The sequence below is a fragment of the Gemmatimonadaceae bacterium genome (assembly GCA_020852815.1).
GTDB lineage: Bacteria > Gemmatimonadota > Gemmatimonadetes > Gemmatimonadales > Gemmatimonadaceae > SCN-70-22.
Genome location: JADZAN010000046.1, coordinates 61,974 through 77,741, shown reverse-complemented (window position 1 = coordinate 77,741; position 15,768 = coordinate 61,974). Strand labels below are relative to the sequence as shown.

At 68.3% G+C, this 15,768-nt stretch carries 14 protein-coding genes; 11 read left to right on the top strand and 3 right to left on the bottom strand.

Annotation, left to right across the window (positions count from 1 at the left end):
- Positions 1-3 precede the first annotated feature (3 nt).
- A complete protein-coding gene (gene add, locus IT359_20290; protein ID MCC6931339.1) occupies positions 4-1,044 on the top strand; it encodes an adenosine deaminase in 1,041 nt (346 codons plus the stop codon).
- The gene (locus tag IT359_20285; GenBank protein ID MCC6931338.1) at positions 1,037-1,867 is read left to right on the top strand and encodes a purine-nucleoside phosphorylase; all 831 of its coding nucleotides are present in this window, start codon (positions 1,037-1,039) and stop codon (positions 1,865-1,867) included. Before add ends, IT359_20285 begins: the two co-directional genes overlap by 8 nt.
- A 63-nt stretch (positions 1,868-1,930) precedes the next feature.
- Here the strand turns inward: IT359_20285 and IT359_20280 are convergent, their stop codons facing one another.
- Together IT359_20280 and IT359_20275 are read right to left on the bottom strand one after the other, a co-directional pair.
- Positions 1,931-2,563, bottom strand: coding sequence for an outer membrane beta-barrel protein (locus IT359_20280; GenBank protein MCC6931337.1), 633 nt, complete (start codon positions 2,561-2,563; stop codon positions 1,931-1,933).
- A gap of 200 nt (positions 2,564-2,763) precedes the next feature.
- Positions 2,764-3,588: a M48 family metalloprotease gene (locus tag IT359_20275; GenBank protein MCC6931336.1), complete on the bottom strand. Its 825-nt coding sequence runs from the start codon at positions 3,586-3,588 to the stop codon at positions 2,764-2,766.
- Between the two features lie 119 nt (positions 3,589-3,707).
- Between IT359_20275 and IT359_20270 the strand changes: the two genes are divergently transcribed.
- From IT359_20270 to IT359_20250, 5 genes are read left to right on the top strand one after another with little or no spacing between them, the layout of a single operon-like run.
- Positions 3,708-4,475: an RNA methyltransferase gene (locus IT359_20270; GenBank protein ID MCC6931335.1), complete on the top strand. Its 768-nt coding sequence runs from the start codon at positions 3,708-3,710 to the stop codon at positions 4,473-4,475.
- Positions 4,472-5,329: a prepilin peptidase gene (locus IT359_20265; GenBank protein MCC6931334.1), complete on the top strand. Its 858-nt coding sequence runs from the start codon at positions 4,472-4,474 to the stop codon at positions 5,327-5,329. The genes IT359_20270 and IT359_20265 overlap by 4 nt, the downstream gene beginning before the upstream one ends.
- Complete coding sequence (locus IT359_20260) at positions 5,329-6,795, top strand: ATP-dependent Clp protease ATP-binding subunit (protein MCC6931333.1); 1,467 nt, start codon at positions 5,329-5,331, stop codon at positions 6,793-6,795. The genes IT359_20265 and IT359_20260 overlap by 1 nt, the downstream gene beginning before the upstream one ends.
- Positions 6,795-8,120, top strand: a complete 1,326-nt coding sequence (locus IT359_20255; protein MCC6931332.1) for a hypothetical protein — start codon at positions 6,795-6,797, stop codon at positions 8,118-8,120. The genes IT359_20260 and IT359_20255 overlap by 1 nt, the downstream gene beginning before the upstream one ends.
- A 1-nt stretch (position 8,121) precedes the next feature.
- Positions 8,122-9,426: a DUF445 family protein gene (locus tag IT359_20250; GenBank protein ID MCC6931331.1), complete on the top strand. Its 1,305-nt coding sequence runs from the start codon at positions 8,122-8,124 to the stop codon at positions 9,424-9,426.
- A 263-nt stretch (positions 9,427-9,689) separates the two neighbouring features.
- On the opposite strand, the gene lon is transcribed toward IT359_20250, so the two are convergent.
- Complete coding sequence (lon, locus tag IT359_20245) at positions 9,690-12,137, bottom strand: endopeptidase La (GenBank protein MCC6931330.1); 2,448 nt, start codon at positions 12,135-12,137, stop codon at positions 9,690-9,692.
- 434 nt (positions 12,138-12,571) lie between these two features.
- Between lon and ffh the strand changes: the two genes are divergently transcribed.
- The 4 genes from ffh to trmD all read left to right on the top strand — a co-directional run bounded on the left by ffh (position 12,572) and on the right by trmD (position 15,695).
- On the top strand, positions 12,572-13,900 hold the full coding sequence (gene ffh / locus IT359_20240) for a signal recognition particle protein (protein MCC6931329.1): 1,329 nt from the start codon (positions 12,572-12,574) through the stop codon (positions 13,898-13,900).
- A gap of 158 nt (positions 13,901-14,058) precedes the next feature.
- Entirely contained in the window at positions 14,059-14,379 is a 321-nt protein-coding gene (gene rpsP, locus IT359_20235) for a 30S ribosomal protein S16 (protein ID MCC6931328.1), read from the top strand.
- 6 nt (positions 14,380-14,385) lie between these two features.
- Positions 14,386-14,937: a ribosome maturation factor RimM gene (gene rimM / locus IT359_20230; protein ID MCC6931327.1), complete on the top strand. Its 552-nt coding sequence runs from the start codon at positions 14,386-14,388 to the stop codon at positions 14,935-14,937.
- The gene (gene trmD, locus IT359_20225) at positions 14,934-15,695 is read left to right on the top strand and encodes a tRNA (guanosine(37)-N1)-methyltransferase TrmD (GenBank protein ID MCC6931326.1); all 762 of its coding nucleotides are present in this window, start codon (positions 14,934-14,936) and stop codon (positions 15,693-15,695) included. Before rimM ends, trmD begins: the two co-directional genes overlap by 4 nt.
- The last annotated feature ends 73 nt before the right edge of the window (positions 15,696-15,768 follow it).

The following is a 15,768-nucleotide window of genomic DNA, read 5'->3' as shown; positions in this document are numbered from 1 at the left end:
AGCATGGCACGCGTCATCACCCGCACGCTGCTCGAGCGACTCCCCAAAGCCGAACTGCATTGCCATCTCGACGGGTCGCTGCGCCCGGAGACGATGCTCGACCTCGCGCGCGAGGCACGCGTGGCCATGCCGCGCGACGACGCCGAGGCGCTCGCCGACTACATGCTCGTCACCGACGCGCGCACGCTGGAGGACTACCTCACGCGCTTCGAGACGACGCTCTCGGTGATGCAGACGGCCGAGTCGCTGGAGCGCATCGCCTACGAACTGGCCGAGGATGCCGCCGCGGAAGGCGTACGCTACCTCGAGGTGCGCTACGCGCCGATCCTCAACGTCGCCGGCGGCCTGTCGTTAGGCCAGGCGGTCGAGGCGCCGCTGCGCGGCCTGGCCAGGGCGCAGCGCGACCACGACATCGTGGCCCGCGTGCTGGTCTGCTCGCTGCGCCACCTCCCCCCCGCCACCTCGATGGACCTGGCGCGCCTCGCCGTCGACTACAAGGACCAGGGAGTCGTCGGCTTCGACCTCGCGGGTGGCGAGGTGGGGCACCCCGCGTCGGCCCACGCCGAGGCGTTCAAATACGCACAGTCCCACGGCCTGGCGTGCACCTGCCATGCCGGTGAGGGCGACGGCGCTGCGTCGGTCTGGCAGGCGGTGCATGCCTGTGGTGCCTGTCGCATCGGGCATGCAACGCGACTGTTCGAGGATCCCTCGCTGGTGCAGGAAGTGAACGACGCGCGCATCGCGCTCGAGATCTGCCTGACGAGTAACGTGCAGACGCACGCCGCGCGCTCGTACGAGACGCACCCGCTGCGACAGTACTACGACCAGGGGCTCAACGTCGTCCTCAACACCGACAACCGCCTCATGAGCGGGACCAACCTCGTGGACGAGTATCAGCACGCCGCCGGCTCGCTGGGTTTCGACTTCGATGAACTGTCGGCGATTGCGCTCAACGGCTTCGCCAGCGCCTTCCTCCCCGAGCGCGAACGTGAGGCGCTCCTCCAGCGTGCCCGCACCGAGATCGAGGCGTTGCGTGATGCCTGACCGTTCCGCTGCACACGACCGTCTCGACCAGGCGACCACCTTCCTGCGTGGGCGGCTCCCTGTGCGCTCGCCGGTGGCGGCCATCGTCCTGGGCTCCGGATTGGGAGGGTTGGCGGCGCGCATCGAGGGAGCCACGCGCGTCTCGTATCGCGACATTCCCGGTTTTGCCGAGCCCAGCGTGGAAGGGCATGCCGGCCAACTCCTGCACGGGACGCTTGGAGGGCGCGAGGTGCTCGCCCTCGCCGGCCGCTTCCACATGTACGAGGGGCACGAGGGCGATCACTCGGCGTTTCCCGTGCGCGTCGTGCACGCGCTCGGCGCGCCGACGCTCATCCTCTCCAATGCGGCCGGCGGCATCCGCCGCACGTTCAGGCCGGGACAGTTGATGATCGTCGCCGACCACATCAACCTGATGTTCCGCAACCCGCTCATTGGCGGCGTGGTGCCGGGCGATGCGCGCTTTCCCGACATGTCGAACCCGTACGACCCGGCGCTCATCCGCCAGCTGCACGAGTGCGCGCGCTCGCTCGGCATCCGGCTTGAGGAGGGGGTGTACTGCGGCTTGCTGGGGCCGACGTACGAGACACCGGCCGAGGTGCGGATGCTCGAGCGCCTGGGGGCGGACGCCGTGGGGATGTCGACGGTGCACGAGGTGATGGTGGCGCGAGCGATGGGGATGCGCTGCGCCGCCGTCAGCTGCATCACGAACCCCGCGGCGGGGACGAGCCCGCACCCCATCAACCATGCCGAGGTGATCGAGGTGACGAAGGTTGCCGCGCACGACTTCGAGCGGCTGGTGGAGGCGGTGGTGCGGGGGTTGTGAGGTGCGGATACGAATGATGACGGGCCGTCCCCGGCCCACCCCCGACCCGACCGCCGCCCCCCGCTAGAACGTGAAGCCGAACGACACCGGAATGAACTGACCGGTCGACTTCTCGCCCCCCTCGGGCGTGATGGAGAACTGGTGGAAGCGCGCCTCGACAAAGAAGGCCGTCGCCCGCCCGAAGCGAATCCCCGCGCCCCCGCTGAAGCCGAACCCCGACTCGGTCGTGCTCTGCGTCACCCCAGACGTGTCCTCGAACTTCACCGTCTGCGAGTAGAGCCCCAGCCCGCCAATCACATACGGCCGCACCGTCCCCGCACGCCCCGAAATGAAGTAGGGTGCGGCAACGCCGGCGTAGAGGATGCTGCTCGTCCACTTCTGGTCGGGAAGCCCCCCGCCGGCATTGATCGCGTCATCGGTCAGGTTGGAGCGCGTGTACAGCGCCTCGGCGCGCACCGCCCACGGCCCTTCGGCGGCGGGCTGGTACTGCACGTGGCCGTTCACCTGCCACCCGGTCTTCACGTCGTTGGCAAAGTCGCCCACGGGGACCACGCCCCCCCCGCCGAGCCCCGCGCTCAACGCGCGCGGCCCCGCCGTGGAGCGCTGCTGCGCCCCGGCCAGGGCAGGGAATGCACAGGCCACCAGGACAAGCCCGGTGCGCAAGATCGAGGAAGGACGCATCGTAGCGGTGCGCATGCGAACGGGTGCGGGGGTGGAATGGGCAAGTGACTGGACGGCGCAGCGCGAGTCGGATCTTCCAACGCGCCGCACGTTGTGCGCCCCGTCCGGCGGGCGCAATCCGCGACTACCCCTCACAGATGAGCCGCCCTCCCTCACCGCGCCGTGACCCCGCGCACGTCGCGGCGCACATGGTCGCGAGCGCGCGCCCCGCGACGCTAGCGAGCGCGCCCCTGCGCGACGGGGAGCGATTGCAGCCGCGCCTTGAACTGCTCGAAGCGCGGCGTGTCGCGCGTGAGCCGGTCGAGTTGCGCCTTGGGATACTGCGCGAGTGTGCGTTCGGTCGCCCTCACCCGGCTCTCCTCCAGCGGGTGCGTCCGGAACCACGAGTCGATCCCCCCCGACGGACGCTCGTTGCGCTCCTTGATCAGGATGCGGAACATCTCCGGGATCCCGCGCGGGTCGATCCCGGCGCGCATGGTGTACTTGATCCCCTCCTGGTCCGACTCCGCCTCGTCGGATCGCGAGAACGACGCCATTGCCAGGTTCCCCGCCATCCCCACCGCGACGTCGCCCCCGTTGGTGCAGATCGGCGTCAGGATGCACCCCAGCATCATCCCCATGCTCAGCCCTTGCCCCTTCTGCATCTGCTTCACGCTGTGCCGCCGTACCACGTGCCCGATCTCGTGCCCCAGCACCCCCGCGAGTTGATTCATCGCCGTGGTGCGCTGGATCAGCCCGCGGTTCACGTACACGAAGCCCCCGGGGATGGCGAAGGCGTTCACGTCGGGGCTATCGACGATGTAGAAATGCCAGTCGAGATTCCGGTCGTCGGCCACGCGGGCAATCGAGTCGCCCAGCACATTGATGTAGCGCACGACTTCCGGATCGTTGATGATCGGGAGCTGCGCGTTGACCTGCTGCGAGTAGTCGGCGCCGAGCTGGATTTCCTGCTGCGTGCTGATGGCGCAGCCGGCGAGCGCCGCGAGGATCGCGACGGCAGCGTAGCTTCCGGGTCGACGAGGGGAACGAGAGTATGCCATGGGACAGAAGCTGGACCTAGGCGCGTTGCGCCCGAACCGAACCGGGGCATCGCGCGCCCACCACGACGCTGGTCGATGAACTGGTCGATTCTTCAGATACACCGCGAACCGAGAAACAGATGCGACTCCTGACCCTGGCTCGCGACCTCACGCGCCGAAAGGCGCGCGAACGTGACGGGCTCTTCGTCGTGGAAGGGATCCGCACCGGCGAGGAGCTGGCCAGGTCGCCGTTCAACGTGGTCGGCGTCCTCGCCGCCCCGCAGCTCCCCGACAATCCGCGCGGCGCCGCACTACTCGCCCGCTTCGTGGAGAAGGGGGTACCGGTGACGCACGTCACCGATCGCGAATTCCAGAGCGCCGCCGAGACCGACTCGCCACAGGGATTCCTCGCGGTGGCGGCGATTCCCAAGGAGAACGGGATAAACCTCCCCTCCGACGGCACGTTCCGCCCCCTGGTCCTCGACGCCGTGCAGGACCCCGGCAACGTGGGGACGATCATCCGGACGGCGGCCGCTTTGGGCGCCAGCGCCGTCCTCGCCCTCCCCGGAACCGTTGACGTGTGGAACGCGAAAGTCGTCCGAAGCGCGATGGGGGCGCACTTTCATTTTCTCGCCACCGGGATGGAGTGGGAGGCGCTGCAGGAGCTCCTGCGTTCCACGCGTACGCCGTTGTGGGGGGCCGATATGGGTGGGGCCGACATCGCCACGCTCGCACCGCCGCGCCGGTGCGCGCTGGTTGTAGGGAACGAGGGGAGCGGGCTCTCGCCACACGTGCGCTCGGCGCTCGCGCAGGTGGTCTCGCTCCCCGTCACGCCGCTGGTGGAATCGCTCAACGTCGCCGTCGCCGCCGGCATCCTGCTGTACGAACTTCGTCACCGCCACTCGTGATCGACGCCTTCCTCGGCACCTTCGCTTTCGCCCTCGGCGCGTGCGTCGGATCGTTCCTCAACGTCTGCATCGGGCGGTGGCCGCACGACCAGTCGGTCGTCGCGCCGCGCTCGCGCTGCCCGCGCTGTGCGCACCAGATCGCGTGGTACGACAACATCCCCATCGTCAGTTGGCTCATCCTGTTGCGCGGGAAGTGCCGCGGGTGCGCGCTCCCCATTTCCGTGCAGTACCCGGTCGTCGAGGTGGTCGTCGGACTCATCTGGCTCCTCGCCGCCTTCCACTTCGGCCCCACCTTCACTGCGCTGCGCGTCGCCGTCTTCGCGACCATCATGCTGGGGATCGCCGTCACCGACGCCCTGCACTATCTCATCCCCGACGGTTTCACGGTGAGCGGGCTGGTCTTCGTGATGGCCACGTCCATCGTCGCCGCCTTCCGCGCTGAACCTTCTCCCTTCGCCCTTCCGTACGATGCGCTCATCGGGGCGTGCGCCGGCGCCGGCGCCGTCGCCATCGTGGGGTGGCTGGGCGAAGTGGTCCTCAAGAAGGAAGCGATGGGCTTTGGCGACGTGACGTTGATGACGGTCGTGGGGGCGGCGGTGGGACCATCGCGCGCCCTCCTCGTCATCTTCATCGGCGCGGCGTTAGGCGCGCTGGCCTTTGTCGGCGTCGTCTATCCCGTCATGAAGCTGCGCGGCGCGCCACGCGGCGAGCAGCTCGAGATGGGAATCGAGGCGCCGGCGGCCGAACTTCCCCTGGTCCCCTTCGGCGTCTTCCTGGCCCCGGCCGCGGTCGTCGTCCTCGTCTGGGGCGAATCGCTTGTCTCCTGGTACCTCTCCCGCTTCCTGGGGGTCTGATGGACGAGGGGGAACTCGACCGCCCCATCACCGGGGCGCTGGGGCGATACACGCGCGACCTCACGCGCGACGCGCGCGACGGGCGGCTGGAGTCGGTGCGCTGCCGCGACGAGGAGGTGGCGCGTGTCATCGACATCCTGCTGCGCCAGGGGAAGAACAACCCGGCGCTCGTGGGCCCCGCCGGCGTGGGGAAGACGGCAATTGCCGAAGCGCTCGCGCAGCGTCTCGTTGGGGGTGATGTCCCGCTGGCGTTGCGCTCGACGCGCCTCCTCGCCCTCGACCACGTCTCGCTCCTCGCCGGCTCCACGTATCGCGGGCAGTACGAGGAGCGCATTCGCGCCCTGGTGAACGAGACGTCGTCAGACCCCGACGTCGTCCTCTTCGTCGACGAGCTGCACAACCTGATTGGACAGGGAACGGCGATTGGCGTGGCGATGGATGCGGCCAACATGCTCAAGCCGTCGCTGGTGCGCGGCGACTTTCGCGTGATTGGCGCAACGACCGACGAGGAGTACGATCGCTGGATCCGCGGCGACCCGGCGCTGGAGCGTCGCTTCCAGCGCGTCCTCGTGCGCGAGCTGACCACCGAGGAGACGTTCGAGGTCCTGCGTGCGCGCCTGGAGCGCCTGGAGCGGCATCATAACGTGGTCATCGCCGACGATGCCATTCGCGCGTCGGTGGAGCTGACCGACGTCCACATGCTCGACCGCCGCCGCCCAGATCGCGCCATCGACGTGCTGGACGAGGCGTGTGCGCATGCGCAGGCGGTGACGCGCTATTCGCCGCGCGCGGAGGCCATGGTCCTGCGCCGGCGCGAGCTGCTGCGCGAGCGGCGCGATCGCCGTGCTGGCCACGCGTCGGCGGAGCGTCGTGCGCGTGCCGACCGGCGCGATCCCTCGCCCGGCGCGGCGTGGGAGAGTCGCGGCGCCGCCCCCGGTGGCAGTGCCAGTGACTCCTCGTTAGGATCAGGAGACGACTTCGAGAGCCTTGCACGCGGCGGCCTCGAGGCGCTGCAACGCTTCGGGGCGGAGTTGGAATCGATCTTCACCGCCTCGCCCGCATCGGTCGCTCGTGAGGCGCGCGGCGAGCAGGATGCGCGTGAGGCGCGTGAGGCGCGTGAGATGCGTGAGGCGAGCGAGAGCGGCGCGGAAGGCGGGAGCGGCGAGAGCGGGCGTGCGAACGCCAATCAGGCCATCGCGACTTCCATCGCGGAGGGGGCGGCCGATGCGATCCCGGCGGCAACCAGCGGCTCAACCGCTGGCGCGACTGCTGCCGCGACCGCAAGCGCGGCTGCAAGTGCGACTGCTGGCGCGACACCCGCGGCGCCCCCGCGCGCGTCCAGCCTCGCGGTTCTCGAAGTGGAGTTGCGGTCGTTGCTGATCGAGGATGGTGTGGTGGTGCGGGGGCTCGATGTCGCCCGGGTAGTCGCCCTGGCGACGGGACACACGGTACGATGGAGCGAGTGATGGCACGACCTGGGGGATGGCTCGGCAGTCACCGCGGGGCACGCCACCGCGACTCGGTTCGCGCGCGCAGGTGGTCCCGCGCGCTGGCGCGGCTCGCCGGCGCCGCGTTGCTGCTGACGGCCGCCGCCTGCGGCAAGCAGAAGGCCAAGGACCCCGTCGCGGCCAAGGTCGCCGACGCCATCCCCAAACTCGAGGAAGCGATCGGCCTCAAGTTCAAGTCTCCCCCCAGGTTCGAGGCGCGCACCAAGGACGAGGTGCGCGCGTTCCTTGAGAAGCGCTTCACCGAGGACATGCCCGAGGCAGAGCTGAGGGGGAGCGAGCATTCCTACAAGCTCCTCGGCCTCATCCCCGACACCCTCGACCTCAGGAAGTTCATGCTGGCGCTCCTCACCGAGCAGATCGCCGGCTACTACGACCCGTCGACCAAGGTCCTCTACATCGTGCAGGGGGCCAACGACGAAATGCTGTCGGTCACCGTGTCGCACGAGCTGGTGCACGCGCTGCAGGACCAGTACCTCAACCTCGACTCGCTGCAGAAGGTGAGGGGGCACAACGATCGCACCGTCGCCGCGCAGGCCGTCGTCGAGGGGCAGGCCACCTTCGAACAACTGGCCAGCATGCTCGGCGGCGGGACGATGGTCGCCAACCTCCCCGGTGGATGGGAGCGCGTGCGACAGATCATCCGCGAGAGCAACTCGTCGATGCCGGTCTTCTCGTCTGCGCCAACGCTCATCCAGGAGACGCTCCTCTTCCCGTATCTCTCGGGGGCGGAGTTCATGCGCCTCTTCAAGGAGAAGCGTGCCGGCAAGCAGGTCTTCAGCGAAATGCCCGTGTCGACCGAGCAGGTGATGCACGAGGACCGATTCTTCGGGTCGCGCGACGATCCCACGTTTGTCACGCTCCCCGCACCTCCCGGCAAGCTCCTCTACGAGAACAACCTCGGCGAGTTCGAGACGCGCCTCTTCCTCTATGAGCACCTCAAGGATCGCGATGCGGCCTACCGAGGGGGAGCAGGTTGGGATGGTGACCGCTTCCAGCTCTTCGAGACCGGGAAGGGCGAAGGACTGGCGTGGCTCAGCGTGTGGGACACGTCGGTGGATGGCGCCGAGTTCTTCGACCTGCTCGATACGTCCATCCTCAAGCGTTTCGGCAACGTGAAGCCGTCGCAGGCGTCGCAGAGCACGCGCGTCTACTCGGCGCGCGGGCGCACCATCGCCGTCACGGCGGGCGACATCGACGGGCGCCCCGTGGTGTTGTACGTCGACGTGCCGGCGGGGGCGAGCATCAACGTGCTCGACCTCGGCAAGGTCAAGCTCGAGGAGTAGGATGTCCGAGGCGCCGCGACGACCGGCTCCCGACCAGGCCGCGCTCGCCGTTCCGCAGCCGCTGCGCCCGGAGGACGAGGCGCAGCGGATCGCCCGCCTGCGGGCGATGAAGCGGTGGGCGCTGGCGCTGCTCGTCGTGGCGACGGTGACCTTCATCGTCGCCCGCTACTTCGAGGGACAATACCCGTGGTTGGGGATCGTGCGCGCCACCGCCGAGGCGTCGATGATTGGCGGGTTGGCCGACTGGTTCGCCGTCACGGCGCTCTTCCGTCACCCGTTAGGCATCCCGATCCCGCACACGGCGATCATCCCCGCGCGCAAGGACCGGGTTGGGCAGACGCTGGGCGCCTTCGTGCAGAAGAACTTCCTGCACCGCGACGTGATCGTGGTCAAGCTCCACACGCTGAATGCCGCGCAGCGCATGGCCACGTGGATGGTGGAGCCGGAGAACTCGCGGCGCATCGCCCGCCAGCTTGCCCGCTCCGCCGCCGCCGCCGCCAACGTCCTCAAGGACGACGACGTGCAGGAGTTCATCAGCAAGGCGGTGATCAATCGCGCGCAGAAGACGCAGGTGGCGCCGCTCATCGGCAAGGCGCTCTCGATCCTGACGGCGGGGAACCGTCACCAGGCGCTGCTCGACGACGCCATTCGCCTGCTTGCCAAGGGGATCAGCGAGAACCAGGACCTGATTCGCGAGCGGGTGGAGAAGGAGAGCCCGTGGTGGATTCCGGGGGCGATCGACGACAAGATCGCCGGGCGCATCGTGCGGGCGCTGGAGAACACCATGCAGGCGGTGCACGCCGACCCCAACCATCCGCTGCGCCAGCGCTTCGACGAGGCCATCGACGAGTTCATCGTCAAGCTGCAGGCGTCGCCCGAGGTCATCCTCAAGGCCGAGCAGATCAAGGAGGACGTGCTGCACGCCGACGCCGTGCGCGGCTTCAGCGCCTCGCTCTGGGCTGACGCCAAGGCGAGCATCGCGCGCCACGCCGAGAATCCGGAAGGGTTCTCGCCGGAGACCATCGAGCGCGGGCTCACCGCTTTCGGCAATGCGATTCTCTCCGACCCCGTGCTGATGGAAAAGGTCGACGCTTGGCTGATCGAGGCCGTGGTGGCGATAGTAGAGCGCTACCAGGACGAGGTGGGGGAGCTGATCGCGGGGACCGTTAGGCGGTGGGATCCCGTGGCGACGTCGCACCGGATCGAACTGGCGATCGGGCGCGATCTGCAGTTTATCCGAATCAATGGGACGTTGGTGGGGGGGCTGGCGGGGATGGTGCTGTATCTGCTGCAACGGGCATTCTAGAGAAGACGAGAAGCCTGCCCCAGCGAAGGCTGGGGACGAGAAGCCTGCCCTAGCGAAAGCTGGGGACGAGAAGACGAAGACGAGCAACAGAAACACCACGGGGGATTCACGGAGACACGGAGGGCACGGGTTGGCGTCGCGTGTGCGACCTCCCCCGTGCCCTCCGTGTCTCAGTTCCCCTCCGTGTTGACGCCCTTGTAGTAGTCCTTTGCCGTTTCTCGTCTTCTCGTCCTCTCGTCTTCTCGTCTTCTCGTCTTCTCGCATCACGTCTTCGTCGCCGCCCCCGGCTGCGCCGCCCCCATGCTCCTCGTCGGCTCATCCGGCGGGGCATCGGCCAGCGTCGTCGTCGCGTGCTCCATCAGCGCCAACCGAAACACTTCGTCCATCCCGCTCACGAAGGTGAACGCCATGTTCCCCCGCACCTCGTCCGGCACGTCGCGCAGGTCCTTCGAGTTGCCGGCGGGGAGGATCACCTCGCGTAACCCCGCGCGATAGGCGGCGAGCGTCTTCTCCTTCACCCCGCCGATCTCCAGCACCTTGCCGCGCAGCGTCACTTCGCCGGTCATCGCCACGTCGCGGCGCACGGGGCGGCGGCTCAGGACGGAGCCAATGGCGAGCGTCACCGCCACGCCGGCGCTGGGACCATCCTTGGGGACGGCGCCAGCGGGGAAGTGGATGTGCAGGTCGCTCTCCTTGAGGTCCTGCGGCGTCACGCCTAACGAATCGGCGCGCGAGCGCACGAACGACATCGCCGCGTCCACCGACTCGCGCATCACGTCGCCCAGTTGCCCGGTCACGGTCAGCTTTCCGGTCCCCGGCATGCGCAGCGCCTCGATGGTCATGATGTCACCGCCATTCGAGGTCCACGCCAGCCCCGTCACCGCGCCGATCTCGGGCTCCTTCTCGGCCTCCTCCGCCGCGTACTTGGGGGCGCCCAGGTGCTGTTCGACGAGGGCACTGTCCACCACCCACGCCCCTTCCTCCCCCTCGGCCTTCTTGCGCGCGCGCTTGCGCATGATGGTGGCGATGTTGCGCTCGAAGTTGCGCAGCCCCGCCTCACGCGAGTAGCGCGACGAGATGAAGCCCAGCACCTCGTCGGTGAACTGGATGTCCTTGTCGGTGATCCCGTGCTCCTCGAGGAGGCGCGGCAGGAGATAGCGCCACGCAATCTCCACCTTCTCCTCCACCGTGTAGCCGGCGATGCGGATGACCTCCATGCGGTCGCGCAACGGGGCGGGGATGTCGAAGAGGTTGTTGGCCGTGCAGATGAAGAGCGAGCGCGAGAGGTCGTACGGGAGGTTCAGGTAGTGGTCGACGAAGTCGTGATTCTGCGCCGGGTCCAGCACTTCGAGCATGGCCGCCGTCGGGTCGCCCGAGGCGCCGCCCCCCGACATCTTGTCGATCTCGTCGATCATCAGGACCGGGTCGCTCACCCCAACGCGCCGCAGCGCCTGCAACAGGAGCCCGGGCATGGCCCCCACGTAGGTGCGCCGGTGGCCGCGCACCTCGGCTTCGTCGCGCACCCCGCCCACGGAGATGCGGTAGAACTCGCGCCCGATGGCCTTGGCGATCGCCTCGCCTAACGACGTCTTCCCCGTCCCCGGCGGCCCCACGAAGCAGAGGATCGGCCCGTGCGAGTCGCCGCCGCGCAGCTTGCGCACGGCGAGGAACTCCACGATCCGCTCCTTGGCCTCGTGCAGCCCGTAGTGCCGCCCGTCGAGCGCCTCCTCGACCTTGGTGAGCGCGATCTCGGCGTCCCCCGATTGCTTGTGCCACGGCAGCGACAGGATCCAGTCGAGATAGGTGCGGATCACCTGGTACTCGCTCGACGCCGGCGAGAGCATGCGCAGCCGCTCGGTCTCGCGCCGCGCCTCCTGCCCCACGCGCTCGGGGAGCCTGGCGTCGTCGATCTTCTTGAGGAGCTCGATCGCCTCCTTCTCGCCGGGGTCGGTCTCGCCCAGCTCGGCCTGGATCGCGCGTAGCTGCTGACGGAGATAGAACTCGCGCTGGTGCTGCTCGATCTTGACCTCGGTCTGCTTCTTCACGTCCTCCATCACGCGGGCGCGCGCCACCTCGCGCTCCAAACGCGAAAGGATGAAGCGCAGTCGCTGCCCCACATCAAGCCGCTGCAGCACTTCGTCCTTGTCGCTGATCCGGAAGTTCATGTTCGTCGCCGCGAGGTCGGCAAAGCGCCCCGGGTCGGAGACATTCATCTTGAGAATCTGCGGGACCTCGTCCGGGATGCGGTCCACGAGATCGGCCAGCGTCTCGGCGGCGCTGACGATGCGCGCCACGAGATCGTCGAGTTCGTCCGGATCGGCGGGGAGTTCCTTGGCCGCGCGCACCCCCGAGATGACGAACGGCTCCTCCTGTTCCACCGACTCGATGGTGATGCGGCGAAGCCCCTGCAGCGTGATCTGGACGGTGTCGCCCGGGAGGTTGATGCGTTCGTGCACGCGCGCCGCGACCCCCACGCGCCCAATGAACTTCCGGTTGTCGATGGCATCGTCCACGTCGCCAGTTGCAACGACGAGGGCGACGATGAGGCCGGGGTCCTCGTTGGCGCGCAGCAGGGCGAGGTTCTCCGGGGCCCCCATCTGCACCGCGATCGTGCCGAGCGGATAGACGATCGTGGACCGCAACGCCATGAGCGGGAGCGTTGGCGGAAGTTCCTGGCCGAGAATTTCGTCGCGACGCTGGGGACGGGACATGAGAAAGGCAGACGGGAAAAGCCTGTGCCAGCGAAAGCTGGGACGGGAGCGGGGGCGGGAGTTGTTCCTCTCCCGTCCACGTTCCGGCGACGGTTCCAAAGGTATGACGCCACGGGGCGAATCGCGATACAACCGAGTCGCCGCGGCGGGCTCCACCTAACGAGACGCCGGGCTCGCTCCAAGGCGATTGCGGCGTCCTGGTGCGCGGGGCGTGCCGGGTAAGCGTCCCCGGGCGGACCGCCAGTGGCGCTCGCCGCGCTCGTCGGAGGGGGGAGCCGCGCCCCTGGGGGCGGCGTGCGGCCCCTGTGGGCGGGGGCGCAGGGGAGCTCGAGACGCTCGGTGCCGCGATGAACGCGTGCGGCCCCCGCCGAGCGCCGGGAGACACACCCCCTAGGTTGTGTTTCCTCGGCCACTTAGCTAGCGTTCTTGGCTCTATGTTTGACGAGCTTTCAGACAAGATTTCTGGCGTCTTCGCCAAGCTCCGCGGCCGCGGTGTCCTGACCGAGTCGGACATCAAGGAAGGGCTGCGGGAAGTGCGTCGCGTGCTCCTCGAGGCCGACGTGAACTTCCAGCTCACGCGCGAGTTCCTGGAGCGCGTGGAGAAGAAGGCGGTCGGCGTCACGCAGCTCAAGACGGTGCAGCCGGCGCAGCAGCTCGTGAAGATCGTCTACGACGAACTCACGGCGATGCTCGGCGAGCGCCGCGAGCCGCTCAAGCTCTCCTCGGTCCCGCCCACGGTCGTCATGATGGTCGGGCTGCAGGGCTCCGGGAAGACGACGTCGGCCGCCAAGCTCGCCCGCAAGCTCAAGGGCGAAGGGCGCCCGACCCGCCTGGTGGCGGCCGACGTCTATCGCCCCGCCGCCATCGACCAGCTGGAGACGTTAGGCGCGTCGCTCGAGGTCCCGGTCTACGCCGATCGCTCCACGAAGGATGTGGTGAGGATCGCCCGCGCCGGCATCGACGAGGGGAAACGCGCCCGCGACCGCGTCGTGATCCTCGACACCGCCGGCCGCCTGCAGATCGACGACGAGATGATGCAGGAGCTGGTGCGCCTCAAGGAGGCGGTCCGCCCCGAAGAGATCCTCTTCGTCGCCGACGGCATGACCGGCCAGGACGCCGTGCGCATCGCCGAGGGGTTCAACAAGGCGTTAGGCGTCACCGGCGTCATCCTCACCAAGATGGACGGCGACGCCCGTGGCGGTGCGGCGCTCTCGATCTACGGCGTCCTCAAGAAGCCCATCAAGTACATCGGCGTGGGCGAGAAGCCGGACGCGCTCGAGGAGTTCCACCCCGAGCGCATGGCCGGCCGCATCCTGCAGATGGGCGACGTGGTCTCGCTCGTCGAGAAGGCACAGGAAGCGTTCGATGCCTCCGAGGCCAGGAAGCTGGAGAAGAAGGTCCGCAAGGAAGGTCTCGATCTCGAGGACTTTCTCACCGCCATGAAGCAGATGCAGAAGCTCGGCCCCATGGAGAGCATCCTCAAGATGTTGCCAGGGGTCAGCAGCAAGATGCTGAAGGGGGCCAACATGGACCCCAAACGCCTGAAGCATGTCGAGGCAATCGTCCTCTCGATGACCAGGGAAGAGCGCAAGACTCCCAACCTGATCAACGGTTCGCGCCGCGCCCGCATCGCCAAGGGGAGCGGGCGCCCGATCAACGAGGTCAATCGCCTGCTGGAGCAGTTCCGCGACATGCAGAAGATGATGAAGAAGGCCGCGAGTGGCGGCCGGATGGGTATGCCACCGGGACTTATGGGGAGATGACGAGAAGACGAGAAGACGAGATCCACAACGAGCCCCTCCTCGTCTTCTCGTCTTCTCGTCCTCTCGTCTTCTCAAGATTGGCCTGGGCGCGCTCCGGAAATGCCGCGAGTCGCGAGGAGCTCAGGGTAGCAGGATCCACGCACCAACCGAGGTTTGACATGGTTCGCATTCGACTCCGCCGCGAAGGACGCAAGAAGAGCCCGATGTACCGCATCGTCGTCGCCGACTCGCGCTCCCCGCGCGAAGGGCGCTTCATCGAGATCATCGGGACCTACCAGCCCCGCAAGTCCGAGGGGGCGGTGGAGCTCAAGCAGGATCGCGCCAACTACTGGCTCGACGTCGGCGCGCAGCCGAGCGACACGGTGCGCTCGATCCTCCGTCGTGCAGGGATCCTGAAGGCTCGCCACGAGGCGCGCCTGGCCACGAAGCTGCAGGCCGCCGCCGTCCCGCTGGCCGAGGGCGAGAAGGGCGCCGAGTAAGGGGCCATGTCCTCGTCGTCCCGCGGGAGCGCCACGCACGCCATCGTTGGACGTGTGCGCCGCGCCCACGGGGTGCGCGGGGAGCTGGTGGTCGAAGTGATGACGGATGCGCCGGACGCGATCTTCGCGCCCGGCGCACGTCTTTTAGCCGGCACGACCGCCGGCGACCTGGCGCCGAACGGGAAGGCGTTGCACGTGGACGACGCGCGCCCCTTCAAGGACGGCCTCCTCGTCACCTTCGAGGAGATCACCGACCGGACCGAGGCGGAGCTGTGGCGCGAGCGCTACCTCCTGGTCCCCATGGAGGAACTCGAGCCGCTCCAGGACGACGAGGTCTACCTGCACCAGCTCGTTGGACTGGAGGTGCAGCGCACGGACGGCAGCACGATCGGCACGGTCTCCGGCTTTTTCGAGTTGGCGCATGGGCTCCTGCTGGAGATCCGGCGCACCGGCGCGACCGACACCGTCCTGATGCCGTATCGCGAGGAGTTCATCGCCGGCGTGGACGTGGAGCGCGGCGTGCTCGTCGTCGACGCGCCGGAGGGGCTGTTCGAGTGAGCCCGCTCCGCATAACGATCGTCACGATCTTCCCCGACTTCTTCCGCATCCCGCTCGAACTGTCCATCCCGGCCAAGGCGGCGGCCGCGGGGAGCGTCGAGTATCGCCTGGTGGACCTGCGCGACTACACGCACGACCGCCACCGCACGGTGGACGACTATCCGTACGGCGGTGGCGCCGGGATGGTGATGAAGCCGGGGCCGTTCTTCGAGGCGGTGGAGTCGTTAGGCTGCCGGGCGCCGATCGTCCTCCTCTCGCCGCGCGGGCGAACGTTCGCTCAGCAGGACGCGGCGCGCTTCGCCGCGGGTGACGAGCTAACGCTCCTCTGTGGGCACTACAAGGACGTGGACCAGCGCGTGGCCGAGCACCTGGCTACCGAAGAACTCTCGCTCGGCGACTTCGTCCTGAGCGGCGGGGAGCCGGCGGCGCTCGCGATCGTCGATGCCGTGGTGCGGCTCCTCCCCGGGGCGATGTCGGATCACGAGAGCGCGCGCACCGATTCGTTCCACGAGACACGGATGATCAGTGCGCCGAGTTACACACGCCCGCCGGACTTCCGCGGACTCACGGTCCCCGAGGTCCTCCTCTCGGGCAATCACGGCGAGATCGCGCGTTGGCGCCGGGCCGAGGGAGAGCGACTCACCGCGGCGCGTGACGAGGCATTGGCGCGTGCGCGGGGCGCGTGCGCGGAGCGGGAGAAAGGCGAGGCGCAGGCCTCGGGACTCCAACTGCCGGGAGGCGAGCGAAACTCGCCGTAGGGAATCTCGGTAGATCGCAGAGCGTTTTTCATGCTGGACGCGTTGGCCTGCTGTGTGCATACTGTGGCGTCTG